The 23,919-nt window shown below is 65.9% G+C and carries 25 protein-coding genes; 8 read left to right on the top strand and 17 right to left on the bottom strand.

The window, feature by feature from the left end; translation table 11 throughout:
- Nucleotide 1: 1 nt before the first annotated feature.
- From EN857_RS08440 to EN857_RS08415, 6 genes are all read right to left on the bottom strand, one after another.
- Nucleotides 2–904: a ribokinase gene (locus tag EN857_RS08440; protein ID WP_127286386.1), complete on the bottom strand. Its 903-nt coding sequence runs from the start codon at nt 902–904 to the stop codon at nt 2–4.
- 90 nt (nt 905–994) lie between these two features.
- The gene (locus EN857_RS08435) at nt 995–1,477 is read right to left on the bottom strand and encodes a hypothetical protein (protein ID WP_127392280.1); all 483 of its coding nucleotides are present in this window, start codon (nt 1,475–1,477) and stop codon (nt 995–997) included.
- A complete protein-coding gene (locus tag EN857_RS08430) occupies nt 1,452–1,991 on the bottom strand; it encodes a hypothetical protein (RefSeq protein ID WP_127392281.1) in 540 nt (179 codons plus the stop codon). Before EN857_RS08430 ends, EN857_RS08435 begins: the two co-directional genes overlap by 26 nt.
- The gene (locus tag EN857_RS08425) at nt 1,958–2,278 is read right to left on the bottom strand and encodes a hypothetical protein (RefSeq protein WP_245478317.1); all 321 of its coding nucleotides are present in this window, start codon (nt 2,276–2,278) and stop codon (nt 1,958–1,960) included. Before EN857_RS08425 ends, EN857_RS08430 begins: the two co-directional genes overlap by 34 nt.
- Before the next feature lie 94 nt (nt 2,279–2,372).
- On the bottom strand, nt 2,373–2,843 hold the full coding sequence (locus EN857_RS08420) for a hypothetical protein (protein WP_127286382.1): 471 nt from the start codon (nt 2,841–2,843) through the stop codon (nt 2,373–2,375).
- A 234-nt stretch (nt 2,844–3,077) separates the two neighbouring features.
- Nucleotides 3,078–3,965 (bottom strand): methylated-DNA--[protein]-cysteine S-methyltransferase, encoded by an 888-nt coding sequence (locus EN857_RS08415; protein ID WP_127286387.1) that lies wholly within the window; start codon nt 3,963–3,965, stop codon nt 3,078–3,080.
- Between the two features lie 130 nt (nt 3,966–4,095).
- On the opposite strand from EN857_RS08415, the gene EN857_RS08410 reads away from it, so the two are divergent.
- On the top strand, nt 4,096–4,911 hold the full coding sequence (locus tag EN857_RS08410; protein WP_127310573.1) for a class I SAM-dependent methyltransferase: 816 nt from the start codon (nt 4,096–4,098) through the stop codon (nt 4,909–4,911).
- Between the two features lie 3 nt (nt 4,912–4,914).
- Here EN857_RS08410 and EN857_RS08405 read toward each other — a convergent pair whose 3' ends face one another.
- Entirely contained in the window at nt 4,915–5,409 is a 495-nt protein-coding gene (locus EN857_RS08405; protein WP_127286380.1) for a DUF2244 domain-containing protein, read from the bottom strand.
- Nucleotides 5,410–5,431: 22 nt separating this feature from the next.
- On the opposite strand from EN857_RS08405, the gene nth reads away from it, so the two are divergent.
- Complete coding sequence (gene nth / locus EN857_RS08400) at nt 5,432–6,241, top strand: endonuclease III (protein WP_127286379.1); 810 nt, start codon at nt 5,432–5,434, stop codon at nt 6,239–6,241.
- On the opposite strand, the gene EN857_RS08395 is transcribed toward nth, so the two are convergent.
- Entirely contained in the window at nt 6,235–6,684 is a 450-nt protein-coding gene (locus EN857_RS08395) for a DUF2214 family protein (protein WP_127286378.1), read from the bottom strand. The genes nth and EN857_RS08395 overlap by 7 nt on opposite strands.
- A gap of 209 nt (nt 6,685–6,893) precedes the next feature.
- Here EN857_RS08395 and EN857_RS08390 point away from each other — a divergent pair, with 209 nt between their 5' ends.
- The gene (locus EN857_RS08390) at nt 6,894–7,433 is read left to right on the top strand and encodes a GNAT family N-acetyltransferase (RefSeq protein WP_127310572.1); all 540 of its coding nucleotides are present in this window, start codon (nt 6,894–6,896) and stop codon (nt 7,431–7,433) included.
- 16 nt (nt 7,434–7,449) lie between these two features.
- Here EN857_RS08390 and EN857_RS08385 read toward each other — a convergent pair whose 3' ends face one another.
- Both EN857_RS08385 and EN857_RS08380 read right to left on the bottom strand, forming a co-directional pair.
- The gene (locus EN857_RS08385) at nt 7,450–9,933 is read right to left on the bottom strand and encodes an EAL domain-containing protein (protein ID WP_127286136.1); all 2,484 of its coding nucleotides are present in this window, start codon (nt 9,931–9,933) and stop codon (nt 7,450–7,452) included.
- Nucleotides 9,934–10,242: 309 nt separating this feature from the next.
- Nucleotides 10,243–11,013: an IclR family transcriptional regulator gene (locus EN857_RS08380; protein WP_127391440.1), complete on the bottom strand. Its 771-nt coding sequence runs from the start codon at nt 11,011–11,013 to the stop codon at nt 10,243–10,245.
- Between the two features lie 202 nt (nt 11,014–11,215).
- Between EN857_RS08380 and EN857_RS08375 the strand changes: the two genes are divergently transcribed.
- The 5 genes from EN857_RS08375 (at nt 11,216) to EN857_RS08355 (ending at nt 16,420) form a co-directional block, all read left to right on the top strand.
- Complete coding sequence (locus EN857_RS08375; RefSeq protein WP_127286134.1) at nt 11,216–12,181, top strand: tripartite tricarboxylate transporter substrate-binding protein; 966 nt, start codon at nt 11,216–11,218, stop codon at nt 12,179–12,181.
- A 132-nt stretch (nt 12,182–12,313) separates the two neighbouring features.
- Nucleotides 12,314–12,847 carry a tripartite tricarboxylate transporter TctB family protein gene (locus tag EN857_RS08370; protein ID WP_127286133.1) on the top strand — a complete coding sequence of 178 codons (534 nt, stop codon included), beginning with the start codon at nt 12,314–12,316 and terminating at the stop codon, nt 12,845–12,847.
- Nucleotides 12,848–12,851: 4 nt separating this feature from the next.
- Complete coding sequence (locus EN857_RS08365) at nt 12,852–14,375, top strand: tripartite tricarboxylate transporter permease (protein ID WP_127310122.1); 1,524 nt, start codon at nt 12,852–12,854, stop codon at nt 14,373–14,375.
- A gap of 15 nt (nt 14,376–14,390) precedes the next feature.
- A complete protein-coding gene (locus EN857_RS08360) occupies nt 14,391–15,575 on the top strand; it encodes a CoA transferase (protein WP_127391439.1) in 1,185 nt (394 codons plus the stop codon).
- Nucleotides 15,572–16,420, top strand: a complete 849-nt coding sequence (locus EN857_RS08355) for a citryl-CoA lyase (protein ID WP_127391438.1) — start codon at nt 15,572–15,574, stop codon at nt 16,418–16,420. Before EN857_RS08360 ends, EN857_RS08355 begins: the two co-directional genes overlap by 4 nt.
- 2 nt (nt 16,421–16,422) lie before the next feature.
- Here EN857_RS08355 and EN857_RS08350 read toward each other — a convergent pair whose 3' ends face one another.
- The 7 genes from EN857_RS08350 to EN857_RS08320 form a co-directional block, all read right to left on the bottom strand.
- Nucleotides 16,423–16,899: an NUDIX hydrolase gene (locus EN857_RS08350; RefSeq protein ID WP_127287138.1), complete on the bottom strand. Its 477-nt coding sequence runs from the start codon at nt 16,897–16,899 to the stop codon at nt 16,423–16,425.
- A 134-nt stretch (nt 16,900–17,033) separates the two neighbouring features.
- The gene (locus EN857_RS08345) at nt 17,034–17,333 is read right to left on the bottom strand and encodes a hypothetical protein (RefSeq protein ID WP_127391437.1); all 300 of its coding nucleotides are present in this window, start codon (nt 17,331–17,333) and stop codon (nt 17,034–17,036) included.
- Nucleotides 17,334–17,539: 206 nt separating this feature from the next.
- A complete protein-coding gene (locus tag EN857_RS08340; RefSeq protein ID WP_127287136.1) occupies nt 17,540–18,232 on the bottom strand; it encodes a response regulator transcription factor in 693 nt (230 codons plus the stop codon).
- Complete coding sequence (locus tag EN857_RS08335; protein ID WP_128346007.1) at nt 18,229–20,964, bottom strand: sensor histidine kinase KdpD; 2,736 nt, start codon at nt 20,962–20,964, stop codon at nt 18,229–18,231. The genes EN857_RS08340 and EN857_RS08335 overlap by 4 nt, the downstream gene beginning before the upstream one ends.
- A gap of 72 nt (nt 20,965–21,036) precedes the next feature.
- Nucleotides 21,037–21,606, bottom strand: a complete 570-nt coding sequence (gene kdpC, locus EN857_RS08330; RefSeq protein WP_128346008.1) for a potassium-transporting ATPase subunit KdpC — start codon at nt 21,604–21,606, stop codon at nt 21,037–21,039.
- An 11-nt stretch (nt 21,607–21,617) separates the two neighbouring features.
- Entirely contained in the window at nt 21,618–23,711 is a 2,094-nt protein-coding gene (gene kdpB, locus EN857_RS08325) for a potassium-transporting ATPase subunit KdpB (protein ID WP_127391434.1), read from the bottom strand.
- Nucleotides 23,708–23,917, bottom strand: coding sequence for a hypothetical protein (locus EN857_RS08320; RefSeq protein ID WP_127283513.1), 210 nt, complete (start codon nt 23,915–23,917; stop codon nt 23,708–23,710). The genes kdpB and EN857_RS08320 overlap by 4 nt, the downstream gene beginning before the upstream one ends.
- Nucleotides 23,918–23,919: the final 2 nt, after the last annotated feature.

Genomic DNA, 23,919 nt, shown 5'->3' with positions numbered 1-23,919 from the left:
GTCACCCGGCGGCCGACAAGGCGGCGTCGACGTCCTTCGCCAGCGGTATCGCCGGCTGGGCGCCGGGCTTCAGGCAAGCGAGCGAGCCGGCGGCGGCGGCGCGGACGAGCGCCTGTTCGAGTGGCAGGCCCGACGACAGGCCGGCACCGAAATAGCCGCAAAACGTGTCGCCGGCGCCGACCGTATCGACCGGAGTGATCTTCAACGCCGGCACGGTCAGGAAGGTGTCGGGCGTCGCGGCGAGCACGCCGTCGCCACCGAGGGTGACGACAATGGCGCGTCCGGTCTTGCCGGCATAGTCGCGCATCCGCGCCGGGCGGTCGCGGCCGCTGAGCGACAGCGCCTCGCCGTAGAGATCGAATTCGGTCTCGTTGGCGACGGCATAGTCGGCCTTGCCCAGAAGCTCGGACGCCTCGGGGCGGAACGGCGCGGTGTTGAGCACGCTGACGGCGCCGGCCGCCCGCGCCGCCTCCAGCGCGGCGTCAACGGTCTGCAAGGGGATCTCGTGCTGCAGCAGCACGACGTCGCCCTTCTTGAGCTGTGCCTTGGCGATATCGCCTGGCAGCACCGAATCATTGGCGCCCGGGACCACGGCGATGACGTTTTCGCCGTCGGCGCCGACCAGGATCAGCGCCGTGCCGGTCGAGGCGAAGCTCTCGCCTATGCCGGAGAGATCGACCTTGCCAGTGAGCAAAGCCAGCGCCTCGGCGGCGAAGCTATCCTTGCCGACGGCGCCGACCATCCTCACCTTGGCGCCGGCGCGCGCGGCGGCCAGCGCCTGGTTGGCACCCTTGCCGCCGGGCGCGGTGGCGAAAGCGGAACCGCGCACCGTCTCGCCAGGCGCTGGCAAGCGGTCGACATTGGCGATGAGGTCGAGGTTGATCGAGCCGACTACGATAATCAAGAAGTGCCTCCTGCTTAATGGGCGGGAAGCTAGCCCGTAAGAGTGCCGGTTGCCAGCCCATTGAGCAGTTCCGCGCGAGCCGCCACGCTTTCATTCGCAGCGCACGGTGACCGTGCCCTGGTAGCTGCCGGCGGGAAAGATGCCCGGCGATTTGGTGGCGGTGAGGTCGACCTGCATGGTGTGGGTGCCGTTGATTACACGCTGCGGCGAACTGCCGGGAATATCCGTGCCCGAGCCGTCGAGACGGAAGACCGTGGCGAAAGTGACGTTGGTGTCGCCACCGCTTGGAGCGGAGGTGAAGGCGATCGGCGCCGGCGCCGAAACAGAAAAGCAGTCGATCAGGTTGAGGATCGTGCACAGCAGCGAGCTTGCGGTGATGGTGGCGCCGGCGCTCGACCCGCCCGCCTGCTTGGAGCCGAAGATGTTGATGGCGGGATTCGGCTTCATCGTTCCGGAGGCGCCGATCACAATCGTGCAGGTGCCAACGACCGCCGCCTGGGTCGGAAGGCAGAGGCCGGCAAGTGCTGCCATCGCCAGCAGGGCGCGGCTATTTCTTCTTCCTTTTCCTGCCATCGCCGTTTGTCCCTCTGATGCTCCAGCCTTCGTTGGCCCATCCGGCCGATGCGGCCGCGGGAGCGCGAGCGGCCGTCGGAGGGGCGGCAGGCACGCTTGCCGTCGTCTGGCCGTCGGTGCCGAGGCCCATCTTGAGCAGCTTAAGCTCCAGTTGCAGGCGCTCGACCTCGAGCTCGTAGAGGCGGCTACAATCGACGCGCTTCGGCGTCCGCCCGATCGGCACCACCACGCGGCCATAGGTGGCGAGGTCGCTGTTCGACTGGCTGCTGTTGTTGCCTCTGATGACGCCGACATCGAGATAGGCGCCGCTGCCGGAAACCGAAGAGCGGCAGGTGGTGCCGTCGGAAGCGTGAACCTCGTCCTGGCCCTGGGGCAGAGTGACGCCGGGCAGGGTGAAGCCCGTCTGGTTCTGGTTCAGGTTCAGTATGTCCTCGGCAAACCCCTGACTCACGACCGCCAAGGCGGGCAGCAAGGCAAGGGTCAGGACCTGCGATGTCCGAAGAACTTTCCGCATATCTGTGCCCTTATCTGCGTCTGCTCGCTTGGAAAGGGGATACTCTCGGTACAGATACGCACTTTACGCTCGGTTGCGCCGTCGAACGGCACGACCACCAGGACCGGACGCGATGCCTGGCCGGCCAAAAGGAAGGCGCTCGGCGTGATCCTGGCGGCGACCGGCTGGAAATCCTGGTCGTAGACATGAACCTCGACGCGAATGCGCTGGTCATACGGGTTGCCCGGGAAGACCCGGACGGCGAAGGCATCGGTGAACGACCTCACCTCGCCGCGCATCGGCGTCATCGACTGGCCCGTCGCGGCGATGGGAGACAGCACGGCGGCCAACGCCGCCGCCAGAGTTCCAATCTTTCTCAAAGATCGCTCCTTTCGCGAGAGGCTATTCGCAGCGCAATGTCACGGTCGCCTGGTAGTTGCCGGCGGAGAAGCGGTTTGAGCCGCCCTTGGTGCCAGCAAGGTTGACGGCGACCGTCGATGTGCCGGGTACCGTCAGCGCGGTCGCCGTTCCGGTTTCGGCAATCGTCTGCGCGCCGGAGGTGGCGAAGGTCGGGGTCCATGTGGTGGCCGTGACATCCGAGGCCGGCACGGTGGTGGTCGTAACCGGGTCGACGCTGAGCGTGACGCCGCCCGTGGTGTCGACCTGGGCGCTGCCGGCTGAACCGCCGGCATTGTGGGAGCTCAGCGACTGAAGGTTGGTGCTGACGGTCATCGTGCCGTTGGAATTGATCGTGATCGTGCAGGTCGCGGTGATCGTGCCGTTGAACAACACGTTTCCGGTGGCGGCCGATGCGGTCTGGTCGATACAGGCGACCAGCAGTGCCGCACCGATGACGGCGCGAAAGAACTTCATCGAGACCCTCCTATCAAGCCGGCTGGTCCGACTTAATGCAAAGGTATCTTCGCTTTATCGTGGTTAATTTAGGGTAAACTTAAGGGGCGTGACTTGCCTGCAAAGAGAAAAACCGGCGAAACCACAGGTTGTCGCCGGTTGTATCGCTTACTGTTGCAGGACAATAAGTGTAAGAATACTTGCTTATACTTCGATCTGCGGTTTTGTGCAACAATCACCGAAAAAATCGATGTTTCAAGACCCGACCTGTCCCGCCTCCCAGCCGAGGATGGCGCGCTTGCGCGTCAGGCCCCAGTGATAGCCAGTCAACGCCCCGGATTTGCCGAGCGCGCGATGGCAGGGCACGACGAAGGACATCGGATTGGCGCCGACAGCCGCGCCAACCGCGCGGCTCGCGCTCGGCGCGCCGATGCTGGCGGCGATCGAGGAGTAGGTGCAGGCCTTGCCCATCGGAATGCGCAGCAGGGCTTCCCAGACACGCAGCTGGAAGTCGGTGCCGATCATCACCACGCGCAGCGGCTGGTCGGCGCGCCACAGCCTCGGATCGAAGATGCGCGCGGCATAGGGCGCGGTGGCGCTCATGTCCTCGACATAAGTCGCGTTCGGCCAGCGCCCCGACATGTCGGCGAAGGCCGCCCGCTCGCCGCCGGCATCATTGAAGGCAAGGCCGGCAAGGCCGCGGTCGGTGACCATGATCAGCGCGATGCCGAAGGGCGAGATGTGATAGCCGTAGCGGATGGTGAGGCCGGCGCCGCGCGTCTTATAGTCGCCCGGCGACATCGCCTCATGGGTAACGAAGAGGTCGTGCAGCCGGCCGGGGCCGGACATGCCGAGCTCGAACGACGTCTCGAGCAGCGGCATGCCGGAATCAAGCAGCCGGCGCGCGTGGTCGAGCGTGACCGCCTGCAGGAAGGCCTTGGGCGACAGGCCGGCCCAGCGGGTGAACAGCTTCTGCAACCCGGTCGGCGTCTCGCCGACCTCCTCGGCCAGAACCTCGAGCGAGGGCTGGTCGCGATAGTCGAGGCTGATCTTCTCGATGGCGCGGCGCACGACCTCGTAATCGCTGCCTTCGGGGGTGATGTCGTTCTGAAGGATCGCGGTCGGTTTCATCTGCGCATTCATGGTCATCTGGGCGTTCATGGCAATATCTCCTTGAGCGCGAATATCGTTGTTCCCGCCCTCTGCCACCACCCGAAACTTGCCTTCCAGCAACCGGCGCCCAGATAGAACTGGCTCAGTGAAAGGAAAGCCCATGGCCGGCGAGAAAGTCCATCTCACCCGGGAAAAGGAAACCCTGCTCATCACCGTCTACGGCAAGGCGCTGGAAAGCCGGAGGCCGGATTCGCTGTTGCAAGATCGCTTCGCGGATGAGGCCGTTCGCCGAATCGACTATGACTTCGCGAGGCTTAAGGTCGACGACAATCTCGCCGTCAGCCTGGCAATCCGGGCGAAGGCGCTGGACGACTGGACGTCGGCCTTCCTGGCCATGCACCCCAACGCCATCGTGCTGCATCTCGGCTGCGGGCTCGACACACGGGTGTTCCGCATCGATCCGCCGCCAGGCGTCGACTGGTTCGACGTAGACTATCCCAAGGTCATCGAGCTCAGGCGCAAGCTTTTTCCGCCGCGCGACCACACCCATTTGATCGCTTCGTCGGTTACCGAGCCCGGCTGGCTCGATGCTGTGCCGGGCAATCGGCCGGCAATGATCGTTGCGGAGGGGCTCACGCCCTATCTCGCCGCCGACGAGGGTCCAAAATTGTTTGCGCGGCTTGTGTCGCATCTGGCCGGTGGCGAGCTTGTCTGCGACGCCTACAGCGATCTCGGTCTGAAATTCGTGCGTTCCAGCCCGACGTTCCGAGCTACCGGGGCCGAGCTTCACTGGGCGATCAACGACCCGCGCGAGCTGGAGCAGGCTGCGCCTGGCCTGCGGTTGGTGGAGGAAACCTCCGCCTACAAACCCGAACATGCCGCGCGCGTGAGCTGGTTCGCGGGCCTGATCTTCCGCCTTTGGAGCCACATCCCGGCCCTTCGCAAGGTGGGCCGGTTGCTGCGGTTCCAATTTTGACGATCAGCGCGCCCTGGCGGTGGCGAGCGCGCGCGAAAAGGCGGCGGCAAAACTTTCGCGGGAAGCGGGGTCGAGGAAGGACCCGATCGACACGATCTGCCCCTGCGCTTCCACTGCCATCCTGGTAATGCCGATCTCGGCATGGCGGGCGATCGAGAAGCGGGCCCAGAATGGATTGAAGCGGTGCGCTTCCGATTTGCCGGAGGGCGCGGTCTTGCGGATGTCGAGGGTGGTGCGCGACACCGACACCTCCTCGCGGGCGCGGGCGGCGCGGTAGTTGACGCGGAAGGCGATGTAGACGGCGATCACGTCGAGCCCGAAGAAGCCGAACACCGGCCAGGCGCCGCGCGACAGGAAGAACGCGCCGGTGACCAGCCAGCCGAACGACAACGCGGCCATCAGGACGAAGAAGCCGGTGCGGCCGAGCGAGCGGTGCGGTGTCAGCAAGGCATGGAAGAAGGGTTCGTCGGCCTGGAAAGAGGCGTTTGTGTCGCTCATGGCTGGATATTATAGGAAGGGAATGGCAAGCCCCAAGACGAAAAAATCCCCGATGGCCAAAAATGCACTGCCGCCCGGCCGGCGCGACGGCTCGAACGCCAAGCCGCGGCCGCGGCCGGCACGATCACGGCCGCTCTACAGCCCGGCCGAGGTGCATGAGATCTTCCGGCGGTTTTCGGTGCAGCGGCCGGAGCCGAAGGGCGAACTCGAGCATGTCAACGCCTTCACCTTGCTGGTCGCCGTGGTGCTTTCGGCGCAAGCGACCGATGCCGGCGTCAACAAGGCGACGCGGGCGCTGTTCAAGGTCGCCGACACGCCGCAGAAGATGCTGGCGCTGGGCGAGGCAAAGGTCGGCGACTACATCCGCACCATCGGACTCTGGCGCAACAAGGCCAAGAACGTGATCGCGCTGTCCAAGGCGCTGATCGACGAGCATGGCGGCGAAGTGCCAGACGACCGCGACCAGCTGGTCAGGCTGCCGGGGGTCGGGCGCAAGACCGCCAATGTCGTGCTCAACATGGCCTTCGGCCAGCACACGATGGCGGTCGACACGCATATCTTGCGCATCGGCAACCGGTTGGGGCTGGCGCCCGGCAAGACGCCTGAGCAGGTCGAGCAGGGGCTGCTGAAGATCATTCCGGAAGAATATATGCGCCATGCGCATCACTGGCTGATCCTGCACGGCCGCTATGTCTGCAAGGCGCGCAAGCCGGACTGCCCGGCCTGCGTCATCGCCGATCTGTGCAAAGCGGCCGAGAAAACGTCCGAGATACCAGCGCCGCTGGTGCCGATCGCGCCGCTGGCGGAGAGCGTCGCCGTGGAGGCTCAGTAGCCGCGCGCCATCGCCGCGGCGAAGACCGGGATCAGCAGGAAGATGAAGGCTTCGGCGCGGACATAGGTCTTCACCGAGGCGAGCTCGGCCGCCGGCACCTGAAAGCCGGGAGTGGCGCCGGCCTGCCGGTTCCAGGAGATGAAGCGGATGGTCGGGACGATCGACAAAAGGCCGACGATGACGAAGGCCGTCATCTTTGCCCAGAACATCCAGTTGTAGATGTAGAACTCCCAGCCCTTGAGGCCATAGAAGACACGGCCGGCGCCGACGATGACGATCAGCGCGGCGATGATGCCGTAATGGCGGTCGATGCCGACAAGGCGCTTCAGCGTCGCGGCGGGCAAGTCGCCGCGGATCAGCACGAATTCGGCGCCGATGATGCCGGCCAGCGAAAACACCAGCAGATGATGGATGATGGCCAGCACGAGGTCGGTGGTATCCATGCTTTTCCTCTGGTTGGATGATGCGTGGGCTGAATCAGATTCCCGCGAAGACTAGCATCGCCGGACAGAATTCCCAGACATGGCCGGCAGCTAGCTGCTCTGGTGTGATGGGACGTTCTGGTCTGGAGGATGATCCGGACCGCCGTGGCCCTTGTTCGGTGCGGGAGGTTTGCTAGGCGCCTGCTTGACGTTCAAGCGAGGCAAGTTTTATGGGCAGTCCAAAGGCAACCGGCGTCCCGGTCATCGAAACGGCGCGGACCATCCTGCGGGCGCACCGGCTGGACGATTTCGACGCCTACGTCGCCATGTGGGCCGATCCCGCCGTCACCCGCTTCATCGGCGGCAAGCCGCGGACGCGCGAGGAAAGCTGGATGCGCTTCCTGCGTCATGCCGGCCTGTGGTCGCTGCTCGGCTACGGTTTCTGGGCGATCGAGGAGAAGGCGACCGGCCGCTTCATCGGCGAGGCCGGCTTTCACGATCTGAAGCGCGCCATCGAGCCCTCGATCGAGGGCGTGCCGGAAGCTGGCTGGGCGCTGGCTCCGGAAGCGCAGGGCCGGGGACTGGCCAGCGAAGTGGTACAGCGGGCTCTCGCCTGGGGCGACGTGACGTTCTCGCCGGCCAGAACAGTCTGCATCATCGATCCGGAAAACACCGCCTCGCTCAATGTCGCGGCCAAATGCGGCTACACGGAAATCCTGCGTACCACCTATCACGACAACGCGACGATCCTGCTGGAACGGCATCCCTGAGCCAGCCCAGCCATCCTCAGCCGGCCATGCGCAGCTTGCGCGCGAGAGCGCTGTCCGGACCGTCGTCGGGGGCAGCGCGCGAGCCCGGACTCAGCAGCTTCGTCGTTGCGTTGAAGGGTTGCGGCCGGGCGATCGCATAGCCCTGGCCATAGTCGACGCCGATCGACTTCAGGGCCTCGATGATGCTCTCGCTTTCAACGAACTCGGCAATCGTGCGCTTGCCCATCACCTTGCCGATATGATGGATCATCTCGACCATGGCCCGGTCGATGCGGTCCTCCAGCATGTCCTTGACGAAGCTGCCGTCGATTTTCAGATAGTCGACAGGCAGGTGTTTCAGATAGGCGAAGGACGACATGCCGGAGCCGAAGTCGTCGAGGGCGAAGCGGCATCCCAACTCGCGCAACTGGGCAATGAAGCGCATCGCGTTGGCGAGATCGGCAATGGCGCTGGTCTCGGTGATCTCCAGGCAGACCATGTTCGGCGGAATGCCGAAGACGCCGAACTGTTCGCGCAGGAAGTCGAGGAACGTCTCGTCGCCGAAGCTCGCCCCCGAGAGATTGATGGCACAGGTGGCGATCGGAGCGGCCGTTGGGTTGGCAAGGCGCGCGGCCAGAACGGCGAATGCGCCGCGCACGACCCAGCGGTCGATCGCCGGCATCAGCCCATAGCGCTCGGCCGCCGGGATGAAGCTGGCCGGCGAGACGATGGAGCCGTCCTCATCCGTCAGCCGCAGCAGGATTTCGATATGTGCGCCGGCTTCGGCCACGGCATCATTGAGCGGCCAGATCTCCTGGCAATGGAGCCTGAAGCGATTTTCCTCCAGGGCAGCGTGCAGGCGCTGGACCCAGGCCATCTCGGTGAAGCGTTCGCGCAGGGCGGTGTCGCTGTCGCTGTGCAGCTGAACCCGGTTGCGGCCCTTCTCTTTGGCCATGTAACAGGCGACGTCGGCGGCCTGCAGGGTCTCCTCGAGCGTGACTTCGGCATCGGTGATCTGCACCACGCCGATGCTGACAGTGATGACGAAGGGCCGCCCATTCCAGGAGAAATGCAGATCCTGCACGGTCGCCCGCAGCCGTTCGGCGATATCGGCGGCGACATCCGCGCTGCAGTCGAAGAGCAGCACGCCGAACTCGTCGCCGCCGAGCCTGGCCAGGATGTCGCCCGCGCGCAGCTCATTGCCGAGCAGGACCGAAACCTGGCGCAGCAACTGGTCGCCGGCGGCGTGGCCGCATGTATCGTTGACGAGCTTGAACTGATCGAGATCGAGATACATCAGCGCGTGCTGGCCTGGCCGGCTGTGCAAGTCCGCCGCCGTTCTTTGCAGGCGGTTCTCGAAGTCGCGGCGGTTGGCAAGCCCAGTCAGCGCGTCGTGCGATGCCTGCCATGAGAGCCGCTCGATATAGTCCTGTTCGCGCGTCATGTCGTGGACCGCGAGCACGGCGCCGACCAGCCTGCCCGCGACCGACAGCGGCGCGCCGGTCAAGGCGACGGGAACGACCGAGCCGTCAGCGCGCTTGAGCAGCCATGGTCGGGCGTTGGCGGGCTGCGGCTCGCCGGCCAGCAGGCGCTCCATCCACCGTGTCTCCTCGACGCCCGTTTCCTTGTCGATGAGCCTGAACAGCGATGCGATCGGCTTGCCCTTTTCCGCATCGAACTGGCGCGCCAACAGACGCTCGGCAACGGCGTTCATATAGTCCAGCCGCCCGTCGGCAGTCGTGCTGATGACGGCCTGGCCGATCGAGGCGAGCGTGATTTGGGCCCGTTCGCGTTCGGCGTTGAGCGCGTTCTGAAAGGCCTGACGCTGCGCCAGCAGCTTGCGCGTGCGCCACACGGCAAGCAGGATCAGCAAGGCCGCCGTGGCCAGGTTGGCCAGCGTCAATGCCAGCTTGATGAAACGCGAACCTTCACCCAGGCTGTCGGAGAATGCCTTGGAAAGGGGGCCGATCTCATCGTTGAGCCGGTGGATCTCTGCCTTCCAGGCGCCGATCTGCGCCGCCGATGCCGGTCCTTCCTCGATCTTGCGGTGGATGGCGTTGCCGAGCTCGTCGAGCGCCAGGATCATGACGTCTGCCGCCGCCCAGCGCTGGATGGCCACATCGAGGTAGCTGACATCGCGGAAGTTGCGGAACAGCCAGATCATCCCGGTGACATCGTCGGCGTGATTTCCGCCTTGCAGGAAACCGGCGCGCGCCGCGTCGGTGTCAGGCTCGGCTTGCTCGAGCGCCAGCCGCGCCGCGTGGTCGGCCAGCGGAACGGCGATCGCGTCGCGATATTCGTTGAAGAAGCCCGTTTTGCCGGTATCGACATAGAGGCTGAGGAAATAGATGGCCTCTTTCTGTCCCTTCGACCAATGGCTTTCGCCGCCAACGTAGGCGCGAACGGCCGAAAGCGTATAGAGGCTGCCGCTGGCGACGAGAGCCTGGATCAGGACCACGAGTATGAATGGCCAGACCAGTCCGACAAGACGCGGACTGGCAAGCGTCGCTGACAGCCTCATCAAGCTTCCATGGAAATTGCCATGGCTCCCCGTGAATCCGCCGGTCCGACCGATCAGTCATGGGTCGGACGAAACCTCTCGCCCTCATGTCGCAGCTCGTTATGCGACAACAGCTCGACTAGCATGTCGGCCTTAACAGCCAATAAACTTGTCCAGTATTTTAGCTCGACACAAGGCGTCTTCTTCCGCGGCGAGCTTACGCCGGGGTATAGGATCGGATTTTAGGAAAATATTATTGGGGCTCGACTGCTTCCAATTTGCCCGAATGCCAATGTCCGGCAAGTCGCGGCCGAAGCCTGTGAACATAATTCAGATAGATTCCAGTGCTTTGCCGGCGCTGGCCGCTTTCACGCTTGCCCGTTCGAGCATCGAGGCGTCTTCGCCGAAGGCGCGGGTGGCGCGGGCGGCGGCCTCGAGCAGGGGCGCGGTCATGCGCCGCAGAAAGGCCGCGTCCACGCGCGTTCTCGGCCCGGCCAGGGTGAGCGCGCCGAGAAGGGTCCGTCCGGGGCCGAAGACAGGCGCCGAGACGCCAGCCGTCTCGGGATCGCGATCGCCCACCGACAAGTGATGATAGTCTTCGCGGATGGTCTCATAGGGCTCGCCCGGCTCGCCCGAAAATGCCGCGAGCACGCGGCCGCCGGAGCCGGCCAGCAAGGGCAGCACGTCGCCCTCGCGGATCGTGTAGCGGATCGGATGCTTGGACTCGACGCGGTAGAGGCAGGTACGGACGTCGCCGGAGCGGACATAGAAGGCGACGCTTTCCCAACTCCGCTCGGACAGGTCGCGCATGATCGGCAGCAGGACATCCATCGCCACCACCGAGCGCTGGTAGATCGCGCCAAGCCTGAAGGTGGCCGGCCCGATGCGATAGCGCCCGTCGTCCAGGCGTTCCAGCAATTGCCCGCGCATCAGCGAGTTGGCGAGCCTCAGTATGGTGCTCTTGTAGAGGCCGGTGCGGGTCGCGATCTCGGCCAGGCCGAGCGAGCGGTCAGCGGGGGTGAATGCGTCGAGGATGGCGATGGCGCGGTCGAGCGCGGCAACGCCTTCGGCCGACGCCGGGCTGGCAGGTGTATTTTTCATCCCGATGATGATTTCATGTTGGTCGCCCCGTCCAGGCCAAGCCCGGATGAGGCGATTTTGTCGTGGCAAAATCGTTCTGTCCAGTAGAATGCCATTCCCGTTGACAGAACGCAGTCACAAATGCTTGAACTCGAAGGCGGGTCTGAATTCAGGCCACGTCTTGGCAGGCACCGGAGGAGGTGTCGTGATTTGGAGGAATCCCATGCTGAACAGACGCAGATTCTTGACGAGCACCGCGGCCGGCTTCGCGGCACTGCACTTCACGCCCGCCTTCGCGCAGGACGCGCCGCAGCTCCAGATCTTCGTGCCGGCCGCGCCCGGCGGCGGCTGGGACCAGACGGCACGCACGATCGACCAGGTGCTGCGCTCTGAAAAGCTGATCTCGGGCTCGCAGATCACCAATGTCGGCGGTGCCGGCGGCACGGTCGGCCTGCCGCAATTCGTCAACCAGTGGAATGGCAAGGCCAATTCGCTGATGGTGGCCGGCATGGTCATGGTCGGCGCCATCATCGCCAACAAGTCGGCCAACAACCTGACAGAGGTGATCCCGATCGCCCGCCTCACCGGCGAGTTCGAAGCGCTGGTGGTGCCGGCGGCGTCGCCGTTCAAGACCGCCGCCGACTTCGTCGCCGCGCTCAAGGCCGATCCGACCCAGGTTCCGGTGGCCGGAGGCTCGGCCGGCGGTTCGGACCATATTTTGTTCGGGCTGATCGCCAAGTCGGCCGGCGTGCCGGCGACCAATCTCTCCTATGTGCCGTTCGCCGGCGGCGGCGAGGCGCTGTCGGCGCTGCTCGGCAACCAGGTGGCGGCCGGCATTTCCGGCTATGGCGAGTTCTCCGAGCAGATCAAGGCGGGAGCGCTCAGGCTGCTCGCCATCTCCGCCGACAAACGCCAGGAGGGCATCGACGCGCCGACGCTGAAGGAGGCCGGCATCGATGTCGAATTGTTCAACTGGCGTGGCGTCTTCGCCCCGCCCGGCGTGTCCGATGCCGACAAGGCAGCGCTCATCAAGCTGGTCGAGACCATGGCCAAGAGCGAGGCCTGGGCGACCGAGTGCAAGAACCGCAACTGGACGCCGATCCTGCTCACCGGCGACGACTATGCCAAGTTCGTCACCGAGGACACCGCCCGCATCGGCGCCATCCTCAAGGATCTCGGCCTCGCCTGATGCCTTCCCGGAGCGGGGCGGCCCGCGCCGCCCCGCCTCGACGCTCGCCAAGCGCATGGACATGAACTCCGTCGCGGGTGAGACTGCGGTCAGGACCGGCCGTGGGATGCCGGTCATCCAGGGAGGACATTCATGAGCACCAGCGACCAGCAGGCGCCGCCGCGCTTCGCCATACCCGAATTGTTGATCGGCGTCGGGCTCTTGGCCTGCGCCGCGGCCGTGGCCTGGCAGACACTGGCGATCCCGGTGTCGCCGCTCTATTCCAAAGTCGGTCCCAGGGTGTTCCCTTATATCACCATGGCCGGCATGGTGGTGCTGTCGTTGCTGCTCATCGTCGCGGCGCTCCGGGGCGGCTGGCAGCCGGACGAGGAGAAGGAGACGCCGACCGACTGGAAGTCGATGGGCTTCGTGGTGGCCGGCCTCGTCGCCAACCTTACGCTCATCCATCCGCTCGGCTTCACCGCCGCATCGGTGATCATGTTCGTGCTGGTCTGCTACGGCTTCGGCAGCCGCCGCCCGCTGCGCGACGTGCTGCTCGGGCTGATCCTGGCGCTCGCGGCCTATTTCGGCTTCGCTAAGGCGCTTGGCGTCAACATCGGCGCCGGCTTCGTCGAAAACCAGCTGAACACGGTGATCAACGCCGTCATCGCCATGGTCAGGGGCTGACGCGATGGACACGCTCAACCAACTCGCACACGGCTTCTCGGTAGCCTTCACGCCGGCCAATCTTTTGTGGTGCCTGGTCGGCACGACGCTCGGAACGGCGATCGGCGTGCTGCCCGGCCTCGGGCCGGCGCTGACCATCGCGCTGCTTTTGCCGATCACCTACCAGGTGGCGCCGGAAGCCTCCTTCATCCTGTTCGCCGGCATCTATTACGGCGCCATGTATGGCGGCTCGACGACGTCGATCCTGCTCAACACGCCGGGCGAAAGCGCCACCATCGTCACCGCCCTGGAAGGCAACCGGATGGCGCGTTCGGGCCGCGGCGGCGCCGCTCTCGCCACCTCGGCGATCGGCTCGTTCGTCGCCGGCACGATCGGCACGCTGGGCGTCGCCTTCCTGGCCCCGATCGTGGTCAAGTTCGCATTGGCCTTCGGCCCGGCCGAGTATTTCTCGCTGATGGTGCTCGCCTTCATCACCGTCTCGGCGGTGCTGGGCTCGTCCTCGGTGCGCGGTCTCACCAGCCTGTTCGCCGGCTTCGTCATCGGCATGATCGGCGTCGACCTGCAAACCGGGCAGCCGCGCTTCACCTTCGGCATGGGCGAACTGCTCGACGGCGTCGACGTCATCATCGTCGCGGTCGGCCTGTTCGCGGTCGGCGAGACGCTCTACATGGCCTCGCGCCGCTATGCCGGCAAGGACGAGATCGTGCCGCTCAAGGGCTCGCTCTACATGACCGCGGCCGAATGGGGACGCTCGTGGAAGGCATGGCTGCGCGGGGCCCTGATCGGCTTCCCGATCGGCGCCATGCCGGCCGGCGGCGCCGAGATCCCGACCTTCCTCTCCTATGCGATCGAGAAGAAGCTGTCGAAGCACAAGGAGGAGTTCGGCACGGTCGGCGCCATCGAGGGCGTCGCCGGCCCGGAAGCCGCCAACAACGCCTCCGCCGCCGGCGTGCTGGTGCCGATGCTCACGCTTGGACTGCCGACCTCGGCCACCGCCGCGATCATGCTGTCGGCCTTCCAAAGCTACGGCATCAACCCCGGGCCGCTGCTCTTGACGACACAGGCCAATCTCGTCTGGGGCCTGATCGCCAGCCTGTTCATCGCCAACGTCATCCTCGTCATCCTCAACCTGCCGCTGATCGGCCTGTGGGTGCGGCTCTTGAAGATCCCGGCGCCGCAGCTCTATGCCGGCATCCTGGTGTTCGCCACCGTCGGCACCTATGGCATCTCGCAGTCGCCGGTCGATCTCGTCATCCTCTATCTTCTGGGGGCGGCCGGCTTCCTGATGCGGCGCTTCGATTTCCCGACCGCGCCGGTCATCATCGGCATGATCCTCGGGCCGCTGGCCGAGACGCAGTTCCGCCGCGCGATGACGATCGCCAACGGCGACTGGACGGTATTCTACCGGCATCCGCTGTCGCTGACGCTGCTGACGCTCGCCTTCATCGGTCTCGTCGGGCCGCATATCTGGGCCTGGGTCGAGCACCGGCGCAGGCGCGGACCGGAGCACGTGCCCGGCGATGCCTGATCGATCTGGAGCATCATGACCGACCTGCTTTCCGGCATCCGCGTCCTCGATCTGACCAATGTGCTGGCCGGCCCTTATTGCGCCTACCAGCTGGCGCTGCTCGGCGCCGACGTCATTAAGGTCGAGGCGCCGAATGGCGGGGATCTGGCGCGCCAGCTCGGCGCTTCGGCAACGCTCAACCAGGCCGGCATGGGCGCCTCTTTCCTGGCGCAGAACGCCGGCAAACGATCGGTCGTGCTCGATCTCAAGCAGGAGGCCGATCGCGACCGCTTCCTCGACCTGGTCGCGTCCGCCGACGCGCTGGTGGAAAACTTCCGGCCGGGCGTGATGGACAGGCTTGGGCTCGGCTATGCCAGCCTGAAGGCTATCCGCCCGGGTCTCGTCTACTGCGCCATATCGGGCTTCGGCCAGAGCGGACCGATGCGCGACAATCCCGCCTATGACCAGATCATCCAGGGCCTGTCGGGCATCATGAGCATCACCGGCACGCCGGAAACGGCGCCGCTGCGTGTCGGCTATCCGGTCGCCGACACCCTCGGCGGGCTGGTCGGCGCCTTCGCCATTGCTGCGGCCCTGGTCAAGCAGAAGACGAGCGGCGAGGGGGCATTCCTCGACGTGTCGATGTTAGAATGCACGCTTTCGGCGCTCGGCTGGCCGGTGTCCAACTATCTGACCGCCGGCGTCGAGCCGCGGCCGATGGGCAATGAGAACATGACGGCCGCACCGTCGGGCGCGTTCCGCACCGGCGAGGGGCTGCTCAACATCGCCGCCAACAAGCAGGAGCAGTTCGTCACGCTTTCCCAACTGATCAGACGGCCCGAACTGGCATCGGATCCGCGCTTTGCCGAGCGCGAGGCGCGCAAGCAGAACCGCGCCGCGCTGAAGGCGCTGATCGAGGATGCGCTGGCGGGCGCCTCGGCCGCCGCCTGGGAGGAAAAGCTCAACCGCGCCGGCGTGCCGGCCGGGCGGGTGCTGACGATCCCGCAGGTGCTCGACGAGCGCCAGGTGACCGAGCGCGGCATGACGACCCGCTTCGAAGGCGTGCCCGGCATGGACCGGCCGCTGACGGTGGTGCGCGGCGGCTTCATGGTCGACGGCGCGGCACCGCTGCCGGCCGGGCCGCCGCCGGCGCTGGGCGAGCATATGGACGAGGTGTTTGCGACGCTGCCGGCGCGCGACAAGACAAGAGCGCCGGCATGAGCGAGGACAAAAAGACCGGCCGCGCGCGCGGCGAGGATTGGTGGCGGACCGGCATCATCGAGATGAGCCCCGGCGTGATCCGGCTGCGCGGCTACGAGATCCAGGACCTTATCGGTCGCGTCAGCTTTCCAGCCATGATCTGGCTGATGCTGCGCGGCGAATTGCCCAGCGAGGACCAGGCGGCGCTGCTTGGCATCGCGCTGGGTGCCGCCGTCGACCACGGGCCGCAGGCGCCGTCGATCGCCATCGCCCGCATGGCGGCGACCTGCGGCGTCGGCATCAACAATGCGATGGCTTCGGCCATCAACGTGCTGGGCGACGTGCATGGCGGCGCCGGCGAGCAGGCGCTTTCCTTCTACGGCGACGTCGCCGCGGCGATGGACCAGGGCACGACGCTGGCCGATGCGGTGGCGGCGCGGCTCGATCGGTTTTTCGCCGAAGACAGGGGCTATGTGCCGGGTCTCGGCCATCGCTTCCATCCGGTTGATCCGCGCGCGCCGCGGCTCATCGAACTGACCCGCGATTTCGCGGCGCGCGGCGTGGTCGGCGGTCGCTTCGCCGACATCGCAGAGGCCATCGAGGCCGAGGTGGCGCGGCGCAAGGGCAAGCGCATCCCGCTCAACATCGACGGCGCGACGGCGGTGATCTATGGCGAGCTCGGCTTCCCGCCACCGCTGACGCGCGGCCTTTTCGTGCTGTCGCGCTCGGTCGGCGTCCTGGCGCATGCCTGGGAGCAGTCGCAGGAAACCGAGCGCAACAAGGGGCCGCTGCCGCGGGAATGGCTGTGGGCCTATACGGGTACTCCGGTACGACCGTTTCCCGGGCGCGAGGATGAGAGCAGCTGATCTCAAATCGCGTCGGGAGGCTCGGTCTGGGGGACAGTCAAATCCCTCAGCAGCGTCGACAGATCCGGCTCGTCGATAAGCAGCGCCGCATCGGCTGGGGCAAGCCATGCCCGCTGCCGCGTGCCCGCTTCCATCCAGCGGGGCAACTCCTCCGTCACGTTCAGCAGGTAGACGACGACGTCGACGCGGACGAAGCGGCTTGCCAGGCGTTTCCAGTAGGAATAGGTGCCGGCCGGCTGTTTCAGGATGTCACCGAGGACGCCGGCTTCTTCCCGCGCCTCGATCATGGCCGCCTTGCGCCCGCTCTTGCCTTTCATTGGCCAGCCTTTTGGCACGATGAAGCGCCTGGTCGTGCGCGACGTCACCAGCATCACCTCGATGTCGCCGCCGGCGTCCAGCCGAAAGGGGATGGCCGCCACCTGGCGGATCCGTTCCCCCTTCTTTGCCTTGCGTACCGCTGTCTTCTTGGTCGCTGCCATTCCCAGAATCCGGCCGGATCGCGCCCCTGCCCAGAAGGGAGGGCGCCATGCCGCAAAACCTCAAAACCGCCGGCAATGCAACGTGGCATTTTCCGGCAGGTAAGTCGGCTAAATAAATCGAAAATGCCGGCTTGTCAGCGGCACGACGTCAAAATTGCATTGCCCAGCACCTGACAGCCCGGCTTGACGACCGGCACCTGCGGACGAGGCTGCGGCACAATCTGGCGGTCCAGCTCGCGATTTAGCTGCTGCTGTTGCTGGAACTGCTGCCGCAGCATCCTGTTCTGCAGCTGCAGCAGTTCGTTCTGCTGGACCAGAACATTGCGATTTGTTGGGATAATCACCTGCGCCAAGGCATGGGGAGCCACCGCCGGCACGATCGCCGTCGCCAGCATTGCCGACATCAGAACCGTCGTTGGACGAAGCTGCGGCATCGATCCGCTCCCGCGTTAAAATCTACCATCCATATAGGGCATTTGACAGGCGGTGCCATGGTCGATGGGCGGCCACGCCGAATTTGATTGGTTCATCCGCCACGAATCTGCCCACCAACCTGGCATTGCCCTTGATGGCGGAGCTGTCGGCGGACTGAGTGCCTTCTTTGGCCGACCGGGACGATCGGCAGTGCCGATCGCCCGTATCAGTCCACCTCGCGCAGGCGGTAGCCGACGCCGGTCTCGGTGGTGATGTAGCGCGGCTGATCGGGGGTCTTCTCGATCTTCTGCCGGAGCTGGCGAACGTAGACCCTGAGATATTGCACGTCGGTGGAGTCGCCCCAGACCTGCTTCAGCAGGAAATGATGGGTGAGCACCTTGCCGGCGTGCTGCACCAGGATGCGCAAGATGTCGTATTCCTTGGGCGAGAGTTTTACCTCCTTGCCCTCGACCGTGACGATGCGCTTGACCAGGTCGACGGTCAGGTCGCCGGTGTGGAACACCGGCTTCTCGCCCTGCTGCTGGAACTTGTGGCGCAGCGCCACGCGGATGCGGGCGACGAGCTCGTTCATGCCGAACGGCTTGGTGACGTAGTCGTCGGCGCCGAGCTCCAGCGCCGAGACGATGCCGGCCTCGTCGGTACGGCTGGAGAGGATGACGACGGGAATGTCGAGACCCTCGCCCCGCCATTTGCCGAGCAATTCATGACCGGTCATGCCGGGCAGGCCGAGATCGAGCAGGATCAGGTCCGGCTTCTCCGTCGCCACCAGCTCGATGGCTGCCTTCGCGTTGGGTGCTTCGGAGACGGCATAGCCCTGGCTGCCCAGACCGACGCGCAGCAATTTGCGGATCGGCGGCTCGTCATCGACGACCAGTATGGTGACGTTCTGATTGGTCATGCCGGATCACCGTTGCTCTGATCGTCCGTACTGGCGCGGCGCATGCCGGGCACATCGGCCGGCACCGGCATGCGGATGGTGAAGATCGCGCCGGCGCGGTCGGTGCGGTTTGCCGCGGTGATCGTGCCTCCCATCGCCTCGATGAAGCCGCGGCTGATCGACAGGCCGAGCCCGGTGCCGGCGCGCACCTGATCGCGCTTGCGCACCCGGTAGAAGGTGTCGAAGATCCGTTCAAGATCATCGGGCGGGATGCCCGGTCCTTCGTCCATGATCTGCAGGATGACGGAGCCGTTGTCGACCCAGCCCTGCAGCCGGATGGTGGAGCCGGGCGGGGCATATTTCGCGGCGTTGTCGAGGAGATTGAACAGCGCCTGCTCGAACAGCACCGGATCGAGCCTGAGCATCGGCAAGTCGGCGGGGATGTCGATCTCGGTCTTGTGCTCCTCGGTGATCTTGCGTGCGCGGAGCAGGGCGGAGCCGACACTATCGCCGACAAAGTGCAGTGCGTGGTTCGGCTCCATTGCGCCGGATTCGATCTTGGTCATGTCGAGCAGGTTGGCGATGAAGCGGTTCAGCCGCTCCGATTCGTCGAGCACCGTCGACAACAGCTCGGCACGGTCCGTTTCGGGCAGCGCCGCCGCGAATTCCCTCAGCGTGCCGGCCGCGCCCATGATGGCGGCGAGCGGGGTCTTCAGATCATGCGAGATCGAGGTGAGCAGCGCCGAGCGCAAGCGGTCGGCCTCGGCGGCGAGCTTGGCACGGTCGACGTCGGCGGCGAGCTGGATGCGCTCGATGGCGACCGCCGCCTGGTCGGCAAGCGCATCGAGCAGGCGCTGCTGCTCGGGCGTCAGCAGCGGTCCCTGCCTGTCGTCGTCGAGGCCGACGACGCCGATCGCCGTGCGGCCAGTTCTCAGAGGAAGGTAGAGGCGTTTCGCGCCGGGCAGCGTGTCGGCGCCACGGCCGGCGGCGCGGTTATGCTCCCAGGCCCAGCGGGCGGCCGCGATGTCGGCCTCGGCCAGCGTGTCGTCGGGCGGATAGCCAGCCTTGACGGTGATGGTGCCGTTCTCGGGGAGGAGCAGGACGACGCGCAGCTTCAGCATCAGCGCGATCTGGAAGGCGGTCGCCCACAACACGTCGTCCAGCGTGCCGGCGCCGGCGAGCTTCCGTGAAAACTGATAGAGGTCCTCCGTGGCGCGCGCCCGCGAGCGGGCGGCGATCGCCTGGCGCTGCACGCGCGCGGTCAGATTGCTGGCGATGACGGCGACGACGAGAAAAACGGCAAGCGCGACAATGCTCTCCGGGTCGCGGATCGTCAGCGTGTAGCGCGGTTCGAGGAAGAAATAGTTGAAGGCGAGCGCGCTAACCAGGCAGGCGTAGAGTGCCGGCCAGAGCCCGCCGGTCACGGCCGATGCAAGCACCGCCACGAGAAAGACGATGGCGAGATTGCGGACGTCGAGAAACTGGTCGAGGACCGCGCCGAAGGCGAGCGAGCCGGCGACATAGGCCGTGGCAAACAGATAGGGCCAGATCTCGAAGGGCTTCTGCTCGGCTGCCGTGCCGACAGTCTTCGCCACCGCCTCGCTGGCCTGCTCCGTTCCCGAAATGACGTGGACGCTGATGTCGCCAGCATCGCGGATGAGATCGTAGGTGAGCGAGCCTTCGATCAATTCCCGCCAGCGCGAGCGGGTCGGCCTGCCGATGACGATATGGGTGAAGTTGTTCGCCTTGGCATGGCGAACAATGTCCTGCGCGATGTACTGGCCCGGAATGGTGGTGACCTCGGCGCCGAGCTGCTCGGCGAGGCGCAGGTTCGCCGCCAGCCGGTCCTTGTGGTCTTCGCTCATGCCGGCCGAGCGCGGCGTGTCGACATGCAGCGCCGTCCAGGGGGCGCGCAGCCGGTCGGCCAGCCGGCGCGCATAGCGGATGCGGGCAGCGCCGCCAGGGCGCGCATCGACGCAGACGAGCACCCTTTCGCCCGCCGCCCACGGCCCCGGGATGGCGTGCGACTGCATGTGGTTCAGCAATTGCTCGTCGACGCGCTGGGCGGTGCGGCGCAGCGCCAGCTCGCGCAGCGCCGTCAGATTGCCCGGCGAGAAATAGTTCTCGATGGCGCGCTGGGCGGTGTTGGGGAAATAGACCTTGCCTTCCTCCAGCCGCTTGATCAGGTCGTCCGGCGTGAGATCGATGATCTCGATGTCGTCGGCCTGGTCGATGACGGAATCGGGGACCGTCTCGCGGACCCTGACGCGGGTGATCTGCGCCACGACATCGTTCAGGCTTTCGACATGCTGGATGTTGAGCGTGGTGTAGACGTCGATGCCGTGCGTCAGGATCTCCTGGACGTCGAGATAGCGCTTGGGATGGCGGCTGCCGGGAGCGTTGGTGTGGGCGAGCTCGTCGACGAGTACCAGGGCCGGGCGGCGGACAAGGATGGCGTCGAGGTCCATCTCGTCGAGGACGCGCCCCTTGTAGTCGACCTGGCGGCGCGGGATCAGCTCATAGCCTTCGACCAGCGCCAGGGTTTCCTTGCGGCCGTGCGTCTCGACGATGCCGATCACCACGTCCACGCCGTCGGCCAGCCGGGCGCGGCCGGCCATCAGCATCTCGTAGGTCTTGCCGACGCCGGGCGCGGCGCCGAGGAAAATCCGCAGGCGGCCGCGCTCCTCCCGCTCCGCCTGCTCGAGCAGCGCGTCGGGAGAGGGTCTGGTCTCGTTGCTTCTGGCGTCCGGCATCTGATCCTGGGTCTGGCACCGATCCTAAACATGGGTGGCGCCGGGTAGGCTGTCGATCCCCGGCGCCACCATTCACGGATTCGTGGCGTCGTCCAGCGCGAGGTTGAGCGCCAGCACGTTGACCACCGGCTCGCCCAGCACGCCGAGCTCGCGGTCCTCGACGTGACTTTCGACAAGCGCCTTGAGCTTGGCTTCGCTGATCTCCCTTGCCTTGGCGACGCGGGCAACCTGGAAATAGGCGGCCTCGGGGCTGATGTGCGGATCGAGCCCGCTGCCCGAGGTCGTCACCAGATCCATCGGCACCGGCTGGCCCGGGTTTTCCGCCTTCAGCTTGTCGGCATCGCCCTTGATGCGGTCGACCAGCTTGGGGTTGGTCGGGCCGAGGTTGGAGCCGCCGGAGGCGGTGGCGTTGTAGCCGTCGCCGGCGGCGGAGGGGCGGCCGTGGAAATAGCGGTCGCTGGCAAAGGCCTGGCCGATCAGTTCGGAGCCGATAACCTTGCCGTCCTTCGCGACCAGGCTGCCATTGGCCTGGCGCGGAAACAGCGCCTGGGCGATCCCGGTCATGCCGATCGGGTAGACCAGGCCGGTGAGGATGGTGAAGAAGACGACCATGACGATCGCGGGTCTGATTTGCTTGAGCATGGGGATGGTCCTTATGCGAGGCCGAGCGCGGTGACGGCCATGTCGATCGCCTTGATGCCGACGAAGGGGACGATGACGCCGCCAAGGCCGTAGACGAGGAGATTGCGGCTGAGCAGCGCGCCGGCGCCGATGGCGCGGTATTTGACGCCCCTCAACGACAGCGGGATCAGGGCGATGATGATCAGCGCGTTGAAGATGATGGCCGACAGGATGGCGCTCTGCGGCGTCGCCAGATGCATGATGTTGAGCGCCTGCAGCGGGCCGGCGGTCTGGCCCGGCGCGACGTAGAAGACGGCGAACATCGCCGGGATGATGGCGAAGTATTTTGCGACGTCGTTGGCGATCGAGAAGGTGGTCAGCGAGCCGCGCGTCATCAGCAGCGCCTTGCCGATCTCGACGATCTCGATCAGCTTGGTCGGGTCGGAATCCAGGTCCACCATGTTGCCCGCTTCGCGCGCGGCCACCGTGCCGGTGTTCATGGCGACGCCGACATCGGCCTGGGCGAGTGCCGGCGCGTCGTTGGTGCCGTCGCCGCACATGGCGACCAGCTTGCCCTTGCCCTGCTCGTCGCGGATCAGCTTCAGCTTGTCCTCGGGCGTCGCCTGGGCGAGGAAGTCGTCGACGCCTGCCTCCGCCGCGATCGCCGCCGCCGTCATCGGGTTGTCGCCGGTGATCATCACGGTGCGGATGCCCATCTTGCGCAATTCGGCGAAACGCTCGCGGATGCCGCCCTTGACGATGTCCTTCAGGTGGACGATGCCGAGCAGGCGTCCGTCGCGCTCGACCGCCAGCGGCGTGCCGCCGGACTTGGCGACCTCGTCGGCGATCGCCTGCAGATCCCTGATCGTTTCAGTGCCCGGCCGCGTTGCATGGCTGGCTGATGTCAGCTGGTTGACATGGGCGAGCACGGAATCGACCGCGCCCTTGCGCACCGACGAACCGTCTATGTCGACGCCGCTCATGCGGGTCTGCGCGGTGAAGGGCACGAAAGTTGCATGCAATGTCGCCATGTCGCGGGCGCGGATGGCGTATTTCTCCTTGGCCAGCACGACGATCGAGCGGCCCTCCGGCGTCTCGTCGGCCAGCGAGGCGAGCTGCGCGGCGTCGGCCAGCTCCTGCTCGGTGACGCCCTTGACCGGACGGAACTCCGTCGCCTGGCGGTTGCCCAGCGTGATCGTGCCGGTCTTGTCGAGGAGCAGCGTGTCGACGTCGCCGGCGGCCTCGACGGCGCGGCCGGACATGGCCAGCACGTTGAAGCGCACCAGGCGGTCCATGCCGGCGATGCCGATGGCTGAGAGCAGCGCGCCGATCGTCGTCGGGATCAGCGTCACGAAGAGCGCGACCAGCACCGTCACCGGTATGTAGCCACCCGAATAGGAGGCGAAGCTCGGAATGGTGGCGGTGGCCAGCACGAAGATCAGCGTCATGCCGACGAGCAGGATGTTGAGTGCGATCTCGTTCGGCGTCTTCTGGCGTTCTGCGCCCTCGACCAGCGAGATCATGCGGTCGAGGAAGGTATGGCCGGAGGCTGCGGTGATGCGCACGCGGATCCAGTCCGACAGCACCTGCGTGCCGCCGGTGACGGCCGAGCGGTCGCCGCCGGATTCGCGGATGACCGGTGCGGATTCGCCGGTGATCGCCGCTTCGTTTACGGAGGCGACGCCTTCGATCACCTCGCCGTCGGAGGGGATGATGTCGCCGGCCTCGACCAGCACGATGTCGCCGACCTTGAGGCTGGTGCCGGGCACCAGCTTGAACTTGGCGCGGTCCTCGCCGGCGAGCAGCTTGGCCTGGGTCTCGGTGCGCGCCTTGCGTAGCGAGTCGGCCTGCGCCTTGCCGCGGCCTTCGGCGACGGCTTCGGCGAAGTTGGCGAACAGCACGGTGAACCACAGCCAGATGATGATCTGCAGTGTGAAGCCGCGATCGCCGCCGCCGGTGAGCAGGTCCCTGACGAACAGCACGGTGGTGAGCAGCGAGACGACGGCGACGACGAACATCACCGGGTTCCTGACCAGCGTGCGCGGGTCGAGCTTCCGGAAGGCGCCGCCCATGGCGGGCCACAGGATGCGGGCATCGATGATGCTGGCGGATTTGGACTGGCTCATTTTGAGGCTCCAGTATCGATGGTGTTGGACGACGCCGAGCGGTCGGATGCCGAAAAGGGCGGCCCGTAGACCAGCAGCCAGATCACGATCATGACCACTGCCAGGCCGAGGAAGGTGGATATGGTCGGGAAGGGACGGGGAGTTGCCTCCCCCTCATTTTCAGCTCGGGGCCTGACCTTGCGACGCATGTAGGTGAACCAGGACATGG

Source organism: Mesorhizobium sp. M4B.F.Ca.ET.214.01.1.1, assembly GCF_004791545.1.
Taxonomy (GTDB): Bacteria; Pseudomonadota; Alphaproteobacteria; order Rhizobiales; family Rhizobiaceae; genus Mesorhizobium; species Mesorhizobium abyssinicae.
This window is presented reverse-complemented; position numbering and strand designations above follow the sequence as displayed.

Coding starts and splice junctions, on each gene's coding strand:
- EN857_RS08360 (WP_127391439.1), top strand. CDS start 14,391: ATGACCGACCTGCTTTCCGGCATCCGCGTCCTCGATCTGACCAATGTG.
- EN857_RS08320 (WP_127283513.1), bottom strand. CDS start 23,917: ATGTCCTGGTTCACCTACATGCGTCGCAAGGTCAGGCCCCGAGCTGAA.
- kdpC (WP_128346008.1), bottom strand. CDS start 21,606: ATGCTCAAGCAAATCAGACCCGCGATCGTCATGGTCGTCTTCTTCACC.
- EN857_RS08430 (WP_127392281.1), bottom strand. CDS start 1,991: ATGCGGAAAGTTCTTCGGACATCGCAGGTCCTGACCCTTGCCTTGCTG.
- nth (WP_127286379.1), top strand. CDS start 5,432: ATGGCAAGCCCCAAGACGAAAAAATCCCCGATGGCCAAAAATGCACTG.
- EN857_RS08345 (WP_127391437.1), bottom strand. CDS start 17,333: ATGCCGCAGCTTCGTCCAACGACGGTTCTGATGTCGGCAATGCTGGCG.
- EN857_RS08380 (WP_127391440.1), bottom strand. CDS start 11,013: ATGAAAAATACACCTGCCAGCCCGGCGTCGGCCGAAGGCGTTGCCGCG.
- EN857_RS08370 (WP_127286133.1), top strand. CDS start 12,314: ATGAGCACCAGCGACCAGCAGGCGCCGCCGCGCTTCGCCATACCCGAA.
- EN857_RS08365 (WP_127310122.1), top strand. CDS start 12,852: ATGGACACGCTCAACCAACTCGCACACGGCTTCTCGGTAGCCTTCACG.
- EN857_RS08355 (WP_127391438.1), top strand. CDS start 15,572: ATGAGCGAGGACAAAAAGACCGGCCGCGCGCGCGGCGAGGATTGGTGG.
- EN857_RS08410 (WP_127310573.1), top strand. CDS start 4,096: ATGGCCGGCGAGAAAGTCCATCTCACCCGGGAAAAGGAAACCCTGCTC.
- kdpB (WP_127391434.1), bottom strand. CDS start 23,711: ATGAGCCAGTCCAAATCCGCCAGCATCATCGATGCCCGCATCCTGTGG.
- EN857_RS08390 (WP_127310572.1), top strand. CDS start 6,894: ATGGGCAGTCCAAAGGCAACCGGCGTCCCGGTCATCGAAACGGCGCGG.
- EN857_RS08420 (WP_127286382.1), bottom strand. CDS start 2,843: ATGAAGTTCTTTCGCGCCGTCATCGGTGCGGCACTGCTGGTCGCCTGT.
- EN857_RS08340 (WP_127287136.1), bottom strand. CDS start 18,232: ATGACCAATCAGAACGTCACCATACTGGTCGTCGATGACGAGCCGCCG.
- EN857_RS08415 (WP_127286387.1), bottom strand. CDS start 3,965: ATGAATGCGCAGATGAAACCGACCGCGATCCTTCAGAACGACATCACC.
- EN857_RS08335 (WP_128346007.1), bottom strand. CDS start 20,964: ATGCCGGACGCCAGAAGCAACGAGACCAGACCCTCTCCCGACGCGCTG.
- EN857_RS08375 (WP_127286134.1), top strand. CDS start 11,216: ATGCTGAACAGACGCAGATTCTTGACGAGCACCGCGGCCGGCTTCGCG.
- EN857_RS08435 (WP_127392280.1), bottom strand. CDS start 1,477: ATGGCAGGAAAAGGAAGAAGAAATAGCCGCGCCCTGCTGGCGATGGCA.
- EN857_RS08425 (WP_245478317.1), bottom strand. CDS start 2,278: ATGACGCCGATGCGCGGCGAGGTGAGGTCGTTCACCGATGCCTTCGCC.
- EN857_RS08350 (WP_127287138.1), bottom strand. CDS start 16,899: ATGGCAGCGACCAAGAAGACAGCGGTACGCAAGGCAAAGAAGGGGGAA.
- EN857_RS08405 (WP_127286380.1), bottom strand. CDS start 5,409: ATGAGCGACACAAACGCCTCTTTCCAGGCCGACGAACCCTTCTTCCAT.
- EN857_RS08385 (WP_127286136.1), bottom strand. CDS start 9,933: ATGAGGCTGTCAGCGACGCTTGCCAGTCCGCGTCTTGTCGGACTGGTC.
- EN857_RS08395 (WP_127286378.1), bottom strand. CDS start 6,684: ATGGATACCACCGACCTCGTGCTGGCCATCATCCATCATCTGCTGGTG.